Origin of the sequence: Roseivivax isoporae LMG 25204, from assembly GCF_000521865.1 — a bacterium.
GTDB classification, from domain to species: Bacteria; Pseudomonadota; Alphaproteobacteria; order Rhodobacterales; family Rhodobacteraceae; genus Roseivivax; species Roseivivax isoporae.
Genome location: NZ_JAME01000013.1, coordinates 106,023 through 121,307, shown reverse-complemented (window position 1 = coordinate 121,307; position 15,285 = coordinate 106,023). Strand labels below are relative to the sequence as shown.

Here is a 15,285-nt window from a genome sequence, read left to right as displayed (position 1 = left end):
GCACTGGGAGGCCGGCGGCGCGGTGCGGGAGGCGGCGGAATGAGCGACCTCGACCACGCCGCGCTCGAGCGCTGGCTTTCGGAAAGGCTGCCGGGGGACGGCCTGAGTGTCGCGCGCATCGGCGGCGGCCAGTCCAACCCGACCTGGTTCGTGGACTGGGGCCCCGCGCGCCACGTCCTGCGCAAGAAGCCCGCCGGCCCGATCCTGCCCGGGGCGCACGCCATCGAGCGGGAATTCCGGGTGCTGCGCGCACTCGAACAGACGGATGTGCCGGTGCCGAAGGCCCTCTGGCTCGAGGAGGACGACGCGGTGCTCGGCACGCCCTTCTACCTGATGGAGCGGCTCGACGGGCGCGTCTTCACCGACGCGACCCTGCCCGACCTCGTTCCGGAGGAGCGGCGCGAGATCTACCTCGACATGGCGCGCACGCTCGCACGGCTGCACGCGGTGCGGCCCGGCGCCGTGGGGCTTTCGGATTACGGCAAGCCCGGCGACTACTTTTCCCGGCAGCTCAACCGCTGGGGCCGGCAATATCGCGAAAGCCCCGGCGGCCGGGTCGCGGCGCTGGACCGCCTCGGCGCGTGGCTCGAGGCGCACCGGCCCGGGGATGACGGCGCTATCAGCATCGCGCACGGCGATTTCCGGCTGGGCAACCTGATCTTCCATCCGACCGAGCCGCGGGTGATCGGGGTGCTCGACTGGGAGTTGTCGACGCTGGGCCATCCGCTGGCGGATCTCGGTTTCTGCGTGATGCCCTGGCACACGGCGCCCGAGGAATATGGCGGCCTCGTCGGGACGGACTGGCGCGCGGCGGGCATCCCGACGCGGGAGGACTTCGTCGCGGAATACCACGCGCATGCTATCCCGACGCCGCCGCTCACGCCCTTTCACGTGGCCTTCGCGCTCTACCGTTTCGCGGTGATCTTCATCGGCATCGCCGACCGCGCCCGCGCCGGGAATGCCGCCTCGGCCGAGGCCGCGAGCCTTGCACCCCTTGCCGAACGCTTTGCGATCCGTGCGCTTCAGGTGATCGACGGGGCCGGGGTCGTCGCGGGATGAGGCGCGGGGTGTCGGCGTGATCCCGCGCGTTACGGAATTCGGAACTCGGAATTGGTGCCGCCATGACGGCAGGCGCCTTCATCTCATCGCCAGGACGCGATGACCCAAGGGAGGAAAGACATGACACTGCATCAGAACTTCATCGGCGGGCGGTTCATCCCGACCGACGCAGGCGACCGGATCGACGTGTTCAACCCGGCGCGCGACAGCAAGATCTCGGAAATTCCCGACACCACCGCCGAGGGCGTGGCCGAGGCCGTCGCCGCCGCGACCGCGGCGCAGCGCGCGTGGGAAAAGCTGCCGCCGATCCAGCGCGCGGGTCACCTGCGCCAGATCTCGGCCAAGATCCGCGACAACGCCGAGGAGATCGCGCGGGTGATCTCGGAGGAGCAGGGCAAGATCCTGCCGCTCGCCCGGGTCGAGGCGGCCTTCACCGCCGATTACATCGACTACATGGCGGAATGGGCGCGCCGGATCGAGGGCGAGATCCTGCCCTCAGACCGTCCGGGGGAGAACATCTTCCTGTTCCGCCAGCCGGTCGGCGTGGTGGCCGGCATCCTGCCCTGGAACTTCCCGTTCTTCCTCATCGCCCGCAAGATGGCGCCCGCGCTCATCACCGGCAACGCCATCGTCATCAAGCCGAGCGAGGAGACACCGAACAACGCCGCGCTCTTTGCCCGCCTCGTGACCGAGACCGACCTTCCCGAGGGCATCTTCAACATCGTCTACGGCCGGGGCGCCACCACCGGCAAGGCGCTGACCACCAACCCGGACGTGCGCATGGTCAGCTTCACCGGCAGCGTCGAGACCGGCTCGCGCATCATGGCGGACGCTGCGCAGAACATCTGCAAGATGAACCTCGAGCTTGGCGGCAAGGCCCCCGCCATCGTCACCGCCGATGCCGATCTCGACCTCGCGGCGCGGGCGATCACCCAGTCGCGCGTGCTGAACACCGGGCAGGTGTGCAACGCCGCCGAGCGGGTCTATGTCGACCGCACGGTCGCCGCAGCGTTCACCGAGAAGCTCGTCGCGGCGATGAAGGCGGTGCGCTACGGCGATCCGCTGGCCTCCGAGGACCTCGACATGGGGCCGATCATCAACCGGGCGGGTCTCGACAAGATCGACACGCTGGTGAAATCCGCCATCGGCGGCGGCGCGGAGGCCGTGCTGGGCGGCAAGCCGGCCGATCTGGGCGCGGGCAGCCATTACGAGCCGACCGTGCTGGTGAACTGCCGGCAGGATATGGAGATCATCCGCAAGGAGACCTTCGGCCCGGTCCTGCCGATCGTCGAGGTCGACGGGCTGGACGAGGCCATCGAGCGTGCCAACGACACGACCTATGGCCTGACCTCGTCGATCTACACGACCAATATCGGCGCCGCGCTGCGCGCGGCGAACGAGCTGCGCTTCGGCGAGACCTACGTCAACCGGGAGAACTTCGAGGCGATGCAAGGCTTCCATGCCGGGCGCGGCAAGTCGGGCATCGGTGGCGCGGACGGCAAGCACGGCCTGCTGGAATATACCGAGACCCACGTGGTCTACATCCAGAACTGACGCCCGGACGACAGGGGCAGGCCCGGCGCGGCCTGCCCCCTTTCTGTTGCGTGACGACCAAAGGAAACGGACCACCCGATGAAGGACATCGTCATCGTCTCCGCCGCCCGCACCGCCATCGGCGATTTCGGCGGCTCCCTCCGGGACATGAGCCCCATCGCACTCGGCACCCTGACCGCCCGTGACGCCATCGTCCGCGCGGGGATCGACGCCGCGGAGATCGGACAGGCCTTCTACGGGCACGTCATTCCGACCGAGCCGCGCGACATGTATCTCGCGCGCGTCGTCGCGATGGAGGCCGGCATGTGCGAGACTGCGCCCGCGCTGACGATGAACCGGCTGTGCGGATCTGGCCTGCAGGCCATCGTCTCGGCCATCCAGAGCATCGCGATGGGCGATACCGAGATCGCGCTCGCGGGCGGCGCGGAAAGCATGAGCCGGGCCGGCTACCTGCTGCCGCAGGCGCGCTGGGGCGCGCGGATCGGCGAAGTGCAGGTCCTCGACATGATGACGGGTGCGCTGCACGACCCGTTCGGCCACGGCCACATGGGGATCACGGCGGAGAACGTCGCCGACCGCCACGGCATCGACCGCGCGGCGCAGGACGCCTTCGCCGTCGAAAGCCACCGCAGGGCGGCCGCCGCCATCGCGGCGGGCCATTTCCGGGACCAGATCGTCCCGGTCGTGCAGCAGACCCGCAAGGGCGAGACGGTCTTCGACACCGACGAACATGTCCGCGCCGATGCGCGCCTCGAGGACATGGCGCGGCTGCGGCCTGCCTTCCGCAGGGACGGCAGCGTGACGGCGGGCAATGCCTCGGGGCTGAACGACGGCGCGGCCTCTCTGGTGCTGATGAGCGCCGAGGCGGCAGCACGGCGCGGTATCGCGCCCCTGGCGCGCGTCATCGCCTACGGCCATGCGGGCGTCGCGCCCGAGGTCATGGGCCTCGGCCCCGTGCCGGCCATGCGCGCGGCGCTGTCGCGAGCGGGGATTGAGGCCCAAGCGCTCGACATCGTGGAGAGCAACGAGGCCTTCGCCGCGCAGGCGTGTGCCGTGACGGCGGAACTGGGCCTCGATCCAGACCGGGTCAATCCCGATGGCGGGGCGGTGGCTCTCGGCCATCCGATCGGCGCGAGCGGTGCCATCATCGCGACCAAGCTCGTCCACGCGCTGCGGCGCACCGGTGCGCGGCGCGGGGCGGCGACGATGTGCATCGGCGGCGGACAGGGCATCGCGCTGATCCTCGAGGCGGCCTGAGGCGCCGGTCAGGCCATGCCACGACAGGGGCCGGCGCGCGCGGCCCGCATTCCTGCCACACAGCGCGGGCCGACACATCCGCGGACGTTCCGCTCGGGCCCGGCCCGCGCTAGACCTCGGGGCCGAGGCAGTGAACAGGAGAACCATCCATGAAGAGACTGGTCTTGGCCGTGCTGGCGCTTGGCGCCGTCGCATCCTGCGGGGCCGTGCCCGGCGGTGGCGGAGAGGCCGGCCGCTACGTCGTGGCGGGCGTCGAGGAGAACGACATGCTGAAGCTCCGGGGCGGACCCGGCACCGGCTTCGATTCCCATGCCGGCCTGCCGAACGGCACGATTGTCCGGGTGCGGGACTGCACCCCCTCGGGCGGCGTCCGCTGGTGTCGCGTCGCCCTCGAGGAGGCCCCGGGGCTCGACGGCTACGTGTCGAAATCCTACCTGCGCAGGCTCTGACCGGCGCGGGACATCTTGCCGGCGCGGGGCGGTTGATATACATAGGTCAGTGTATATCCATCGCCCGCGGAGGACCGGATGCAGATCGCGAAATGGGGCAACTCGCTGGCCGTGCGCCTGCCCGCCGACCTCGTGCGCCATTTGGGCCTGAAGGAAGGCGACCGCATCGACCTGGTTCCCGGCGATGCCGGGCTGCAGGTGCACCGCCACGCGCGCGCGGAGGAAGTCCTGGCCGGGCTCAGGCAGTTCCGCGGACGGCTGTCGGCCGCGGACCGCCTGGACCGCGACGCGGCGCATGAGCGCTGAATTCCTCGACACGAACGTCGTTCTCTACCTTCTCGACGACGGTCCCAAGGCCGACCGGGCCGAGTCCCTTCTCGCCCGCGCGCCGCGGATCAGCGTGCAGGTCCTGAACGAGGCGCTGGTGAACTGCCGCCGCAAGGCCGGCATGAGCTGGGAGGACAGCGGCCGGTTCCTCGACATGGTGCAGGCGCTGACCGAGGTGGAGCCGCTGACCCCGCGCACCCACGCGGTCGGCCGCGCGCTGGCCGAGCGCTACGGCCTGTCGGTCTACGACGGCATGATCGTTGCTGCGGCCCTGATTGCGGGCTGCGACACGCTCTACACCGAAGACATGCATGCGGGCCTCGTGGTCGAGGGGCAGCTGCGCCTCGTCGATCCCTTCGCCGCCTGAGCGCCCGGGCGCCGCCCGTCAGAACCTGTTCGCGGGAATCTTGAAATAGCTGTGCCCGTCGCCCTCGGGCTCGGGCAGGCGGCCGGCGCGCAGGTTGACCTGCAGCGCGTGCAGCATGCGGTCGGGCAGGTTCAGCGTTGCGTCACGTGCCTCGCGGACCGCGACGTAGCGTTCCTTGGACACGCCGCCGCCCAGGTGGGTGTTATGCGCCTTCTGCTCGGCCACGGTGCTTTCCCAGGCGGGGCGGTCCCGGCCCTCGGCGCCGTAATCGTGACCGATGAAGATGCGGTGATCATCGGGATGGGCGAGGATCGCCATCAGCGAGTCGTAGAGCATCGCCGCCGACCCGCCGGGGAAATCGGCGCGCGCGGTCCCGCTGTCGGGCTGCATGAAGGTGTCGTGCGCGAAGATCGCGTCGCCCACCACGTAGGTGACCGAGCCGAGCGTGTGCCCGGGCGACAGCATCACGCTGGCGTCGAGGTCGCCGATCCGGAACGTGTCGCCGTCGGCGAAGAGCCTGTCGAAGTCCCGGTCGGGGTCGAAGGCGTCGGGAAGGTTGTAGAAGTCGCGCCAGAGCGCCGCGATCTCGCGCACCTTCGCGCCGATCGCGTTCGGCGCGCCGGTCCGGTCCTTCAGCCACGCGGATGCCATCAGGTGGTCGGCATGGGGATGGGTGTCGAGGATCCACTCGAGCGTCAGGCCCTCGCGCGCGATCCACTCGAGCGCCCATTCGGCCGAGGCGGTGGAGATTCGGGCGCGCGCGGGGTTGAAATCGAGCACCACGTCGATCATCGCGCAGCGGCCCGTCGCCTCGTCGATGCAGATGTACTGGCAGCTGCCGCTCGCGGCATCGTGGAAGCCCACGACCTTCGGACTGCCGGGCCCGCGCGAGGGGCTGACGGAATGGGCGATGGTCATTCTGGTCTCCTTGGGTCTATTCTGCGGCCTTGGTGTCCGCTCCGGCGCGCGCAAGGGCGCACCAGGCATCGTAATGGGACAGGAACACGCGTCCGTTCATGTGGTCCAGCAGGTGCGTGGTCTTGAGCCGGTCCATCACCGGCCCCTTCACCTCGGACAGGTGCAGGCCGATCCCCATGTCGCGCAGCCGCTCGTTCACCGCCTCGAGGCTCTCGAGCGCGGAAAAGTCGATCTCGTTCACCGCCGAGCACATGAGCACCACGTGGCGGACCCGGCAGCCGTCGGTGACGCGGTCCTGGATCAGGTCCTCGAGGAAACGCGCGTTGACGAAATAGAGGCTCTCGTCGATCCGGAGCGACAGGACCGTGGGATCGGTCCGCACGTCGTGCCGGTCGATGTTTCGGAAATGGTGGGTGCCCGGGACCAGTCCCACTTCGGCTACGTGCGGCTTCGACGTCTTCACGAGGTGCAGGACGATCGACAGGACGACACCCGAGGCCACGCCGATCTCGACGCCCAGGGTCAGCGTCAGCAGGATCGTCGCCGCCACGGCGGCGAAATCCGCGCGCGAATAGGCCCAGGTGCGGCGCAGGATCGAGAGGTCCACGAGGCTCAGGACCGCGACCACGATGGTCGCCGCGAGCGTGGCGTTGGGCAGGTAGTGGACGAGCGGCGTCAGCGCCACCGCCGCGAGGGCAAGGCCCAGGGCGGTGAAGGCACCGGCGGCGGGCGTCTCGGCGCCAGCGTCGAAGTTCACGACCGAGCGCGCGAAGCCGCCCGTGACCGGGTAGCCGCCGGTGAAGGCGGCGCCCAGATTGGCCGCCCCGAGACCGATCAGTTCCTGGTCGGGATCGATGCGCTGGCGCTTCTTGGCGGCGAGGGTCTGCGCCACCGAGATCGATTCGACGAAGCCGATCACCGAGATCAGGATCGCGGGAAGCGCGAGCTGCCGCACGAGCTCGGGCGACAGGCCGGGCAGGGTGAAGGGCGGCAGCGCCTGCGGGACGGCGCCCACGATGGCGACGCCGCGCTCCGCGAGCCCCAGCGCCCAGACGACGAGCGTGGTGGCGACCACCGCGACCACCGGCCCGGCCTTGGTCACCACGTCGGCAAGGAGCGGCCCCGCCCCCAGCCGCCGCAGCAGCGGCTTCAGCCCGCGCCGCACCCAGAACAGGAACGCCGTGGTGGCGACGCCGAGCACGAGCGTGATCGGGTTGATCTCGCCCAGATGCGCCAGGAGCGCGCCCGCCATCTCGACCAGCGTGTGTCCCCCCGCATCGATGCCGAGGATGTGCTTGAGCTGGGAGGTCGCGATCAGGATGCCCGAGGCGGTGATGAAGCCCGCGATGACCGGATGGCTCAGGAAGTTCGCGAGAAAGCCCAGGCGGAACACCCCGAGCAGGACGAGGAACGCGCCCGAGAGACCCGCGAGCGTCAGGGCCGCCACCGCGTAGCCCGCCGTGCCCTGCTCGGCCACCTGGCCCACGGCCGAGGCGGTCAGCAGCGACACGACCGCCACCGGACCGACCGCAAGCGCGCGGGACGTGCCGAAGACGGCATAGAGCAGGATGGGCACAATCGAGGCATAGATGCCCGCCTCGGGCGGCAGGCCCGCGAGCAGCGCATAGGCCAGCGACTGCGGGATCAGCATGATCGTGACGATCACGGCCGCGATCAGGTCGTTGGTCAGCGCGCCGCGGTCGTAGCGCCGTCCCCAGTCGAGGATCGGGAGGTATTGGGCGAACTTGGGGCGCATCGTCGTGTCTTCCTGTCCGGGATGCGGACGGGGTGTCACCGGACGCCCCGTCCCTGCTGGTGCGGCGCGGGGGAGGAGGGGCCGCGCCGCGCGGTCGCCGCGATCACTCGGCGGCGACCTTCTCGAGCGGCTCGGGCCGGGCCATCCATTCCCGTCCACGCAGCATGGCCTGCCAGTAGATCGGCGGCAGCATCTTTTCCTTCAGGAGCCACGCGGCGCGCGAGGGCCGCGTGCCGTCGATGAACCATTTCGGAAAGGAGGGCTTCAGCGTGCCGCCATAGCCGAACTCCGCGAGCACGATCTTGCCGCGCTCCACCGTGAGCGGACAGGAGCCGTAGCCGTCGTATTGCGCCTTCGGCGCGACGCCACGGATGTCGGCGATGACGTTCTCGGCCACGGTGGGCGCCTGCTTGCGCGCGGCTGCCGCCGTCTTGGCGTTGGGCGCGTTCATGACGTCGCCGAGCGCCCAGATGTTGTCGTAGCTCTTGTGGCGCAGCGTCGCCTGGTCCACGTCGACCCAGCCGGCGGCATCCGCCAGGGGCGAGACGCGGATGAAGTCGGGCGCCGTCTGCGGTGGGCAGACATGCAGCATGTCGAACGCCATGGTGACGCGCCGCGGCTCGGTGTCGGGCGCCTTGACCTCGAAGGTCGCGGTCTGCGCCGGACCGTCCACCGCCACGAGGTTGTGGAAGAAGTCGAGCGTCGCGCCGTATTTCTCGACATAGTCCATCAGGGCCGGGACGTAGTCCTTGACGCCGAAGAGCACGCCGCCCGCGTTGCAGAAGTGGATGTCGATCTCCCTGAGCCGCCCGGTGCGGTGCCAGTGGTCGCCCGAGAGGTACATCGCCTTCTGCGGGGCGCCGGCGCACTTGATGGGCATCGGCGGCTGGGTGAAGATCGCGGTGCCCGACCGCGTCTTCTGCACGAGCTCCCAGGTATAGGGCGCGAGGTCGTAGCGGTAGTTCGACGTGACCCCGTTCCGGCCCAGCGTCTCGACCAGGCCCTCGACGCGGTGCCAGTCGAGCTTGAGGCCGGGGCAGACGATCAGGCGGTCGTACTTCACCACCCGGCAGCCGTCGAGGATCACTGCGTTCGCACCCGGCTCGAAGGCGGCAACCGCCGCCTTGATCCAGGTGACGCCGCGCGGGATCAGGCTGCCCATGGTCTTGGCGGTGTCCGCCGCCTCGAAGATGCCGCCGCCGACCATCGTCCAGCCCGGCTGGTAGTAGTGGATGTCGGCGGGATCGATGATCGCGATCTCGAGCCCCGGCTCGCGGGACTTGAGGCTCGCCGCGACGGCGATGCCGCCCGCGCCGGCGCCGACGATGACCACGCCGTACTGCGCGTCGCCAGTATCGGTTGGGGTCTTTCCGCCGTTCGCGATGCGCCGCGCGACACCCGACATGTCGTAGCCCGCGGCCTTGGTCCGCGCCAGGATGTCGGGCAGCGGGCGGTCCCGGGCCTCGGTCAGCGACCAGAGCGTGGCCGACCGCGTGCCCGACCGGCAATAGGCCAGCGCCGGGCCCGGCAGCGTGCGCAGCGCCTCGGCAAAGGCGCGGGCGTCCTCGTCCTTCACCATGCCAGTGGCGACCGGGATGTAGCGCGCCTCGAGCCCGTGCGCGCGGGCGGCGCGGTCGATCTCGTCGAAGGACGGCTGGTCGGCGCCTTCCCCGTCGGGCCGGTTGCAGATGATGGCGCGGTAGCCTTCGGCCGCGAGCGCGGCCACGTCGTCCGCGTCGATCTGGGGGCTGACCGACAGGCGGTCGTCGATCCTGCGGATGTCCATGTCTTTCTCCCTCGGGGGCGTGTCAGGTGGGGCCGCGGGCGGGGCGGGCCGCCCGCGGCAAGGGTCCGGCACGCGGCCGTCAGAGCCCGTTCAGCGGAACCTTGAGGAAGCGCCGGCCGCTTTCGTCCGCGGGCGGCAGCGCGCCGCCGCGCATGTTCACCTGCAGTGACGGGATGATGAGCCGGGGCATCGCGAGCTGCGCGTCGCGCTCGGTGCGGAAGCGCACGAACTCCTCCCGGGTCTTGCCGCCGCCCACGTGGATGTTGTGGGCCTTTTCCTCGGCCACGGTGGTCTCCCACCGGATGTCCCGGCCGTTCGGGCCGTAATCGTGGCACATGAAAAGCCGGGTCTCGTCGGGTAGGGCCAGCACCTTCTGGATCGAATCGTAGAGCTCGCCTGCGTCTCCGCCGGGGAAGTCGGCGCGTGCCGACCCGCCGTCCGGCATGAACAGCGTGTCGCCCACGAAGGCCGCGTCGCCCATGACATGGGTCATGCAGGCGGGCGTGTGGCCCGGAGTGTGGATCGCGCGGCAGGTCATGCCGCCCACCTGGTAGGTGTCGCCGTCGTCGAAGAGCCGGTCGAACTGGCTGCCGTCGCGCTGGAACTCGGTCCCCTCGTTGAAGACCTTGCCGAACGTGTCCTGCACCACGGTGATGTTGCGGCCGATGCCGAGCTTGCCGCCGAGCTTGCCTTGGATGTAGGGCGCGGCGGACAGGTGGTCGGCGTGGACATGCGTCTCGATCAGCCATTCCACATTCAGCCCGTGCTCGCGCACGAAGGCGATGATCTCGTCGGCATGGTCGTAGGTGATGCGGCCCGCGGCATAGTCGATGTCCATGACCGAATCGACGATCGCGCAGGCGGACGAGCCCGGATCCTTCACCACGTACGAGATGGTGTTGGTCGCCGGGTCGAAGAACCCGGTGACCTCGGGGCGCACGGTGGCGTCTGTCATGTCCTTCATCGTTATCTCTCCTTCTGGTCGGGGTTGGGGCGCGCGCTCAGCCGGCGCGGCAGGTCCTGATCCCCACGAGCGTGTAGAGCGGGCAATTGCCGAGGAGCGCCGTCAGCACGAACACCGCGGCGACCGCGATGGCCAGCCAGTGCAGCAGGCCCGCGGCGGCGACGGTCGTGCCGAAGGCCACGTAGAGCAGGCCGAGCGCGACCACGATGCGGAGCGCCCGGTCCAGAGTTCCCATGTTGCGTGTCATTCCCGTGTCTCCCGGAAAGCATGTGACGCACAGGGTATGCCACGACATGCCTCCCCGAGTCGGTGACTTCGTCACAAAGATCGCGGCTCACTGTTCCCCGGCCGAGCGGGCGAGGCGCACGAGCCCCTCGCGCCCGCTCAGGCGGACCTCGCCGCGGGCCTGTTCGATCCAGCCGCGGCGGTGGAACTCGGACAGCGTGCGCGAGATCACCTCGCGCGCGGTGCCAAGTTCGTTGGCAAGCGTCTGGTGCGTCGCCGCCACCACGTCGCCGTCCCCGGAGAGCTCGAGCAGCTTTGCGGCCAGCCGGACATCCATGCGCTGGAACACGATGTCGTCGATCAGCGTGAAGAGGTCTGTGATCCGGCGGGAATAGGCGGTGAACACGAACTGCCGGAAGATCGGCGAGCGGGCGGTGAGGTCGTCGAAGGTCGACCGCGGGATCGCGACGGCCGTCACGTCGGTCTCGGCGATGCCATCGGCGGCATAGTCCTCGAAGGCCAGCATGCAGGCGGTGGTCAGGACGCAGCTCTCGCCCGCATGCACCCGGTAGAGGAACACCTCGCGCCCGGTATCGGACTTCTGCTGCACGCGGACCGTGCCCTCGAGCAGGAGGAGGAGGTTGTCTGCAGACTGCCCCGGCGCGAAGATCTGCGTGCCCGCGGGAACCGACACCACCTTGCTGCCGTTCACCAGCACCCGGCGCAGGTCCTCGGGCAGCCGGCTCAGGCCCTGAAAGCGGTCGATCCAGCTCGTGTCGCGTGCGGTCATCTGGCCCCCCATCCAATGATGCGCGGCGGAACCGCGCCCCCCGATGTGCTGACCCCTCGATTGGCAAAACGCAAGTGCGGCGCGTGCGCCCTTGCGCGGTGCCTCCATATCCACCATTTGCATTCCACTTGGATGGAGATGCTGAAGATGCCGAAGCTGCGGCGCGTGCCCGACAAGCACGCGGACACCGAGAAGGTCACGCTCAACCTCGGTCCGGTGGACCTCGGGCGGATCGACCTGCTCGTGCGGGAAGGGTTCTACAGCAACCGGACCGATTTCATCCGCGCCGCGATCCGCGGTCAGCTTGCCACCGACGGCGCGGCGCTGGCGCAGTCGGTGGCGCGGCACCGCCTCGAAATGGGGCTCTTCGACGTGACCCGGGCCGATCTCGAGGCGCTCATCGACCGCGGCGAGGTGCTGCATCTGCGGGTGCTGGGGCTTGCGCGGATCGCGGACGACGTCACGCCGGACCTCGCCCGCGCCGCCATCGCCTCGCTGACCGTGCTCGGGGCGCTGCAGGCGCCCGCCGAGGTCAAGGCGGCGATCGCCGACCGCATGGACTGACCCCCGCGCAGGATCGCCTGCACGGACACATCACGGCCGGCCGTTTCGGGCCGGGCCGTCACCGCGCGCCGGTGCGCGCCTCTGAAAGGACGACGACATGATCCCGGAAATGCACTTCGACGCGGTGGCAGAGGCACGGCCCGGCCGCGCCTGGCAGGCGCGGTGGCAGAGATCCGGCGCGCTCTACCTCGACTGGTTCACGGCGCGCGGCGGCCTCGCGGGCCCCTCGGGTGCCGAATGCGCCGAGGCGCTGGCACATCACATGCCCGAACTCGTGCCCGTGCACCGCGCGCTGACGCGGCTCGCGGGCGGGTCGGACAACGTCGGGCGGTTCCTGTCGGGCTGGTGCCCGCCGCCCTACCTGGGCGGCTGCTCGCTCGCCGCTTTCGAGAGCGGCGGCACGACGCGTCTCGTGCGCAACTACGACCTCTCTCCGACCCTCAACGAGGGTCTGCTTTTGCGGACCGAGTGGACCGGCACGCCGGTCATGGCGATGACCGAGTTCCTTTGGGGCGTGTCGGACGGCATCAACGGTCACGGCCTGGCCGTGGCGCTGGCCTTCGGCGGCACGCGCACGGTCGGGCGGGGCTTCGGCATCTGCATGATCCTGCGCTACGTGCTCGAGACCTGCCGCGACGTGACCGAGGCGCGCGCGGTGCTCGACCGGGTGCCGTCGCACATGGACTACAACGTTGTCCTCGCCGATGCCGGCGGCCGGACCGCGTCGGTCGAGATGCACGCGGGCGGGGGGACCACGTGGCGGGCGACAGCGATCGCCACGAACCACCAGCTCGACGCGCCGCTGCCCGACCGCGCGGCGTTCACCCGCACGGTGGAGCGCCGCGCGCGGCTGTCGCATCTCGTGGCGCCGGGGCAGGTGGCCGACGCGTCGGCGTTCCTCGTGCCGCCGCTCTACCAGACGGATTACGCGGGCGGATTCGGCACGCTCTTCACCGCGGAATACGTGCCGCGCGACCGGGCGATGCGGCTCATGTGGCCGGACGGCGAGATGGTGCAGTCGCTCGACGCCTTCTTCCCCGAAAGCTGGCACGTGCGGTTTGCCCAAGGGGCCGCGTCGCAGGGTACGCCGGTGCCGGCCACGGACATGGCGGCGATGATCGAGGGCCTGTTGCCGAACGTGCCCGCCGCCAATCGCGAGGCGGCACGGCACTGGATCGACGCCGCCGCCGCCGGCCGGGTCGACTGGGCGGGGTTCGGGCAGCTCTTCGTGCCGCCCGCCATGCACGAGGGCGGCGCGCGCTAGCGCCGGCCCTCAGTCCGTGTCCCAGGAGGTCGCGTGGTCGAGGAGGATCACCGATCCGTCCTGGTAGCGTTCGGCGGTCGACTGGTCGAAGGTCACGAGCCCGACGAAGGTCAGGCCCGCGCCCAGGGCGGCCACCGCCGCCCCCGTCAGGAACGCCTTCATCGCGCGCCCTCCTTCGCGTCCTTTTCCTGCAGCCAGAGCACGTGGTGCTCCTCTGCCCAGTTGCGGTCGACATCGCCGCCCCACATGGCCTCGATCGCGCCCTGCATGCCGACCGTGCCGATGTAGATGTGGCCGAGGAAGATGGCGATCAGCAGCACCGCGATGCCCGCGTGGATCAGCATCGCCCAGGCCATGCCGCCGAGGTCGAGCCAGTAGAACGGGAACATCAGCGTGACCCCGGTCACCACCATCACGAGCCCGCCCAGCACGGCCGACCAGAACACCATCTTCTGCCCCGCGTTGAACTTGCGCGCCGGCGGGTGCGGCCCGTCGTCCGAGAAGAAGCCGCCGCCCTTGGCGACCCAGTTCGCGTCGAGCTTCGTCGGCAGGTTGCCGAGCGTCCACATCGCGGCCATCACCGCGATCCCGAGGAAGAACGTGGGCGCGAACAGAACGTGCCCCCAGGTCGACCACCAGCCGAGCGTGCCGAGAACCCGGTCGCCCAGGGGCAGGAACAGCGTCTCGCCGTAGGCGATCACGATGCCGGTCAGCGCGAGCCCGATGAAGCTGATGGCGGTCAGCCAGTGGGTCGTGCGTTCGAGGTAGCCGAAGCGGCGCACCTTCCGCCCGCTGCGGCCCTTGCGGATCGGCACGCGGCCGCGCAGCGCCAGCATCGCAGACAGCAGGAAGCCCATGCCGAGGATCGCGATCGCGCCCATATGCGTGATGACATCCGACAGCCCGACGCGCCAGTCGCGCGCGAAGGGGCGTTCGTAGAGCGCGGCATTGGCATAGGGCAGGGAGGACAGACCGACGATGCGGCCGGGATCGTGCAGCATCGACGCCGCGTCGCCCTCGGGGCGCGACCACGCGTCGGTCAGCGCCTCGTTGCGCGGGATGTCCTGCTGTTCGAGCCGCATGTCCTGCGGCAGACCGCGGCCCGGCGTCTCGGCGTCCGGCGCGGGGCCGGTGCGGAACCGTTCGTCCTGCAGCCGCGTCCGGGCGGTCAGCATCTCGGAGGCGAGCGTGCCGCTGCCGTCGTCGCCCGCCGCCTCGGACGAGACCGCGCGCCAGCCGCGCTCGGGGGCGACCGTGGCATCGCCGTCGAAGAGCTCGAACGCCTGCCAGGCGAGGAGGACCAGGAACAGGAGCGCGGACAACGCCCCCGCGATGCGGTAACCGGTGAAGGCGCGCCCGCGGACGCCGCCTGCATGCCCCTGTGCGGCGTCGGTCATGAGCCGTCCTCCGGGTAGTAGGCGGTGTTCCAGCCCCACGCGCCCGAGCCGAAGCCGCGGTGCACCACGCGCTCGCGGTAGATCTCGCCGATCGTCTCGCCGTCACCGGCCAGCAGCGCGCGGGTCGAACAGACCTCGGCGCAGAGCGGCAGCTTGCCCTCGGCGATCCTGTTCGTGCCGTACTTGCGGTATTCCGCCTCGGAATGGTCCTCTTCCGGGCCGCCCGCGCAATAGGTGCACTTGTCCATCTTGCCGCGCGAGCCGAACAGCGTGGCACTCGGGAATTGGGGCGCGCCGAAGGGACAGGCGTAGAAGCAGTAGCCGCAGCCGATGCAGGTGTCCTTGTTGTGCAGCACGATCCCGATATCGGTCTGGTAGAGCGTCGAGGTCGGGCAGACCGACACGCAGGGGGCGTCGGTGCAGTGCATGCAGGAGGTGGCAATCGACCGCTCTCCGGGTTCGCCGTCGTTCAGCGTGACGACGCGGCGCCGGACGATGCCCCACGGCACCTCGTGCTCGTTCTTGCAGGCTGTGGCGCAGGCGTTGCATTCGATGCAGCGCTCGGTGTCGCACAGGAACTTGGCTCTGGCCATTGTGCCTCCTCGATC

At 70.1% G+C, this 15,285-nt stretch carries 17 protein-coding genes; 8 read left to right on the top strand and 9 right to left on the bottom strand.

Translation table 11 applies throughout. The annotated features are described in order from the left end of the window. Positions 1–39 precede the first annotated feature (39 nt). The 6 genes from RISW2_RS10395 (at position 40) to RISW2_RS10370 (ending at position 5,013) form a co-directional block, all read left to right on the top strand. Positions 40–1,059 carry a phosphotransferase family protein gene (locus RISW2_RS10395; RefSeq protein WP_043770135.1) on the top strand — a complete coding sequence of 340 codons (1,020 nt, stop codon included), beginning with the start codon at positions 40–42 and terminating at the stop codon, positions 1,057–1,059. Between the two features lie 120 nt (positions 1,060–1,179). Further along, positions 1,180–2,613, top strand: a complete 1,434-nt coding sequence (gene aldA / locus RISW2_RS10390; RefSeq protein ID WP_043770131.1) for an aldehyde dehydrogenase — start codon at positions 1,180–1,182, stop codon at positions 2,611–2,613. Positions 2,614–2,691: 78 nt separating this feature from the next. Next, on the top strand, positions 2,692–3,870 hold the full coding sequence (gene bktB, locus RISW2_RS10385; RefSeq protein WP_043770128.1) for a beta-ketothiolase BktB: 1,179 nt from the start codon (positions 2,692–2,694) through the stop codon (positions 3,868–3,870). Between the two features lie 149 nt (positions 3,871–4,019). Further along, on the top strand, positions 4,020–4,319 hold the full coding sequence (locus RISW2_RS10380; protein WP_043770125.1) for an SH3 domain-containing protein: 300 nt from the start codon (positions 4,020–4,022) through the stop codon (positions 4,317–4,319). A 78-nt stretch (positions 4,320–4,397) separates the two neighbouring features. After that, complete coding sequence (locus RISW2_RS10375) at positions 4,398–4,625, top strand: AbrB/MazE/SpoVT family DNA-binding domain-containing protein (RefSeq protein WP_043770121.1); 228 nt, start codon at positions 4,398–4,400, stop codon at positions 4,623–4,625. Beyond that, positions 4,615–5,013 carry a PIN domain-containing protein gene (locus tag RISW2_RS10370; protein WP_043770118.1) on the top strand — a complete coding sequence of 133 codons (399 nt, stop codon included), beginning with the start codon at positions 4,615–4,617 and terminating at the stop codon, positions 5,011–5,013. The genes RISW2_RS10375 and RISW2_RS10370 overlap by 11 nt, the downstream gene beginning before the upstream one ends. A gap of 18 nt (positions 5,014–5,031) precedes the next feature. Here RISW2_RS10370 and RISW2_RS10365 read toward each other — a convergent pair whose 3' ends face one another. The 6 genes from RISW2_RS10365 to RISW2_RS10340 form a co-directional block, all read right to left on the bottom strand. Continuing rightward, positions 5,032–5,931: an MBL fold metallo-hydrolase gene (locus tag RISW2_RS10365; protein ID WP_043770115.1), complete on the bottom strand. Its 900-nt coding sequence runs from the start codon at positions 5,929–5,931 to the stop codon at positions 5,032–5,034. A 16-nt stretch (positions 5,932–5,947) separates the two neighbouring features. Then, positions 5,948–7,687: a SulP family inorganic anion transporter gene (locus RISW2_RS10360; RefSeq protein WP_043770112.1), complete on the bottom strand. Its 1,740-nt coding sequence runs from the start codon at positions 7,685–7,687 to the stop codon at positions 5,948–5,950. A 103-nt stretch (positions 7,688–7,790) separates the two neighbouring features. Continuing rightward, the gene (locus tag RISW2_RS10355; protein WP_043770110.1) at positions 7,791–9,473 is read right to left on the bottom strand and encodes a bifunctional protein tyrosine phosphatase family protein/NAD(P)/FAD-dependent oxidoreductase; all 1,683 of its coding nucleotides are present in this window, start codon (positions 9,471–9,473) and stop codon (positions 7,791–7,793) included. A 79-nt stretch (positions 9,474–9,552) separates the two neighbouring features. Further along, positions 9,553–10,437, bottom strand: a complete 885-nt coding sequence (locus RISW2_RS10350; RefSeq protein ID WP_084615331.1) for an MBL fold metallo-hydrolase — start codon at positions 10,435–10,437, stop codon at positions 9,553–9,555. A 37-nt stretch (positions 10,438–10,474) separates the two neighbouring features. Further along, the gene (locus RISW2_RS10345; protein WP_244437543.1) at positions 10,475–10,672 is read right to left on the bottom strand and encodes a YgaP family membrane protein; all 198 of its coding nucleotides are present in this window, start codon (positions 10,670–10,672) and stop codon (positions 10,475–10,477) included. A 99-nt stretch (positions 10,673–10,771) separates the two neighbouring features. After that, positions 10,772–11,452: a Crp/Fnr family transcriptional regulator gene (locus RISW2_RS10340; RefSeq protein ID WP_043770104.1), complete on the bottom strand. Its 681-nt coding sequence runs from the start codon at positions 11,450–11,452 to the stop codon at positions 10,772–10,774. A 147-nt stretch (positions 11,453–11,599) separates the two neighbouring features. On the opposite strand from RISW2_RS10340, the gene RISW2_RS10335 reads away from it, so the two are divergent. Together RISW2_RS10335 and RISW2_RS10330 are read left to right on the top strand one after the other, a co-directional pair. Further along, a complete protein-coding gene (locus RISW2_RS10335; RefSeq protein ID WP_043770210.1) occupies positions 11,600–12,016 on the top strand; it encodes a CopG family transcriptional regulator in 417 nt (138 codons plus the stop codon). 97 nt (positions 12,017–12,113) lie between these two features. Then, positions 12,114–13,280, top strand: coding sequence for a C45 family autoproteolytic acyltransferase/hydrolase (locus RISW2_RS10330; protein ID WP_051491927.1), 1,167 nt, complete (start codon positions 12,114–12,116; stop codon positions 13,278–13,280). A 9-nt stretch (positions 13,281–13,289) separates the two neighbouring features. On the opposite strand, the gene RISW2_RS24545 is transcribed toward RISW2_RS10330, so the two are convergent. The 3 genes from RISW2_RS24545 to fdh3B are packed head-to-tail and all read right to left on the bottom strand — an operon-like array spanning position 13,290 to position 15,270. Then, entirely contained in the window at positions 13,290–13,442 is a 153-nt protein-coding gene (locus RISW2_RS24545; protein ID WP_156943822.1) for a hypothetical protein, read from the bottom strand. Further along, positions 13,439–14,677: a formate dehydrogenase subunit gamma gene (locus RISW2_RS10325; RefSeq protein WP_051491926.1), complete on the bottom strand. Its 1,239-nt coding sequence runs from the start codon at positions 14,675–14,677 to the stop codon at positions 13,439–13,441. Before RISW2_RS10325 ends, RISW2_RS24545 begins: the two co-directional genes overlap by 4 nt. Then, the gene (gene fdh3B, locus RISW2_RS10320; protein WP_043770101.1) at positions 14,674–15,270 is read right to left on the bottom strand and encodes a formate dehydrogenase FDH3 subunit beta; all 597 of its coding nucleotides are present in this window, start codon (positions 15,268–15,270) and stop codon (positions 14,674–14,676) included. The genes RISW2_RS10325 and fdh3B overlap by 4 nt, the downstream gene beginning before the upstream one ends. Positions 15,271–15,285: the final 15 nt, after the last annotated feature.

Excerpts from the sequence above, each read along its gene's own strand:
- RISW2_RS10365 (WP_043770115.1), bottom strand. The coding sequence starts at position 5,931 with ATGACCATCGCCCATTCCGTCAGCCCCTCGCGCGGGCCCGGCAGTCCG.
- RISW2_RS10345 (WP_244437543.1), bottom strand. The coding sequence starts at position 10,672 with ATGGGAACTCTGGACCGGGCGCTCCGCATCGTGGTCGCGCTCGGCCTG.
- aldA (WP_043770131.1), top strand. The coding sequence starts at position 1,180 with ATGACACTGCATCAGAACTTCATCGGCGGGCGGTTCATCCCGACCGAC.
- fdh3B (WP_043770101.1), bottom strand. The coding sequence starts at position 15,270 with ATGGCCAGAGCCAAGTTCCTGTGCGACACCGAGCGCTGCATCGAATGC.
- RISW2_RS10395 (WP_043770135.1), top strand. The coding sequence starts at position 40 with ATGAGCGACCTCGACCACGCCGCGCTCGAGCGCTGGCTTTCGGAAAGG.
- RISW2_RS10335 (WP_043770210.1), top strand. The coding sequence starts at position 11,600 with ATGCCGAAGCTGCGGCGCGTGCCCGACAAGCACGCGGACACCGAGAAG.
- RISW2_RS10360 (WP_043770112.1), bottom strand. The coding sequence starts at position 7,687 with ATGCGCCCCAAGTTCGCCCAATACCTCCCGATCCTCGACTGGGGACGG.
- RISW2_RS10325 (WP_051491926.1), bottom strand. The coding sequence starts at position 14,677 with ATGACCGACGCCGCACAGGGGCATGCAGGCGGCGTCCGCGGGCGCGCC.
- RISW2_RS10355 (WP_043770110.1), bottom strand. The coding sequence starts at position 9,473 with ATGGACATCCGCAGGATCGACGACCGCCTGTCGGTCAGCCCCCAGATC.
- RISW2_RS10330 (WP_051491927.1), top strand. The coding sequence starts at position 12,114 with ATGATCCCGGAAATGCACTTCGACGCGGTGGCAGAGGCACGGCCCGGC.
- RISW2_RS10375 (WP_043770121.1), top strand. The coding sequence starts at position 4,398 with ATGCAGATCGCGAAATGGGGCAACTCGCTGGCCGTGCGCCTGCCCGCC.
- RISW2_RS10370 (WP_043770118.1), top strand. The coding sequence starts at position 4,615 with ATGAGCGCTGAATTCCTCGACACGAACGTCGTTCTCTACCTTCTCGAC.
- RISW2_RS10380 (WP_043770125.1), top strand. The coding sequence starts at position 4,020 with ATGAAGAGACTGGTCTTGGCCGTGCTGGCGCTTGGCGCCGTCGCATCC.
- RISW2_RS10350 (WP_084615331.1), bottom strand. The coding sequence starts at position 10,437 with ATGAAGGACATGACAGACGCCACCGTGCGCCCCGAGGTCACCGGGTTC.
- bktB (WP_043770128.1), top strand. The coding sequence starts at position 2,692 with ATGAAGGACATCGTCATCGTCTCCGCCGCCCGCACCGCCATCGGCGAT.
- RISW2_RS10340 (WP_043770104.1), bottom strand. The coding sequence starts at position 11,452 with ATGACCGCACGCGACACGAGCTGGATCGACCGCTTTCAGGGCCTGAGC.
- RISW2_RS24545 (WP_156943822.1), bottom strand. The coding sequence starts at position 13,442 with ATGAAGGCGTTCCTGACGGGGGCGGCGGTGGCCGCCCTGGGCGCGGGC.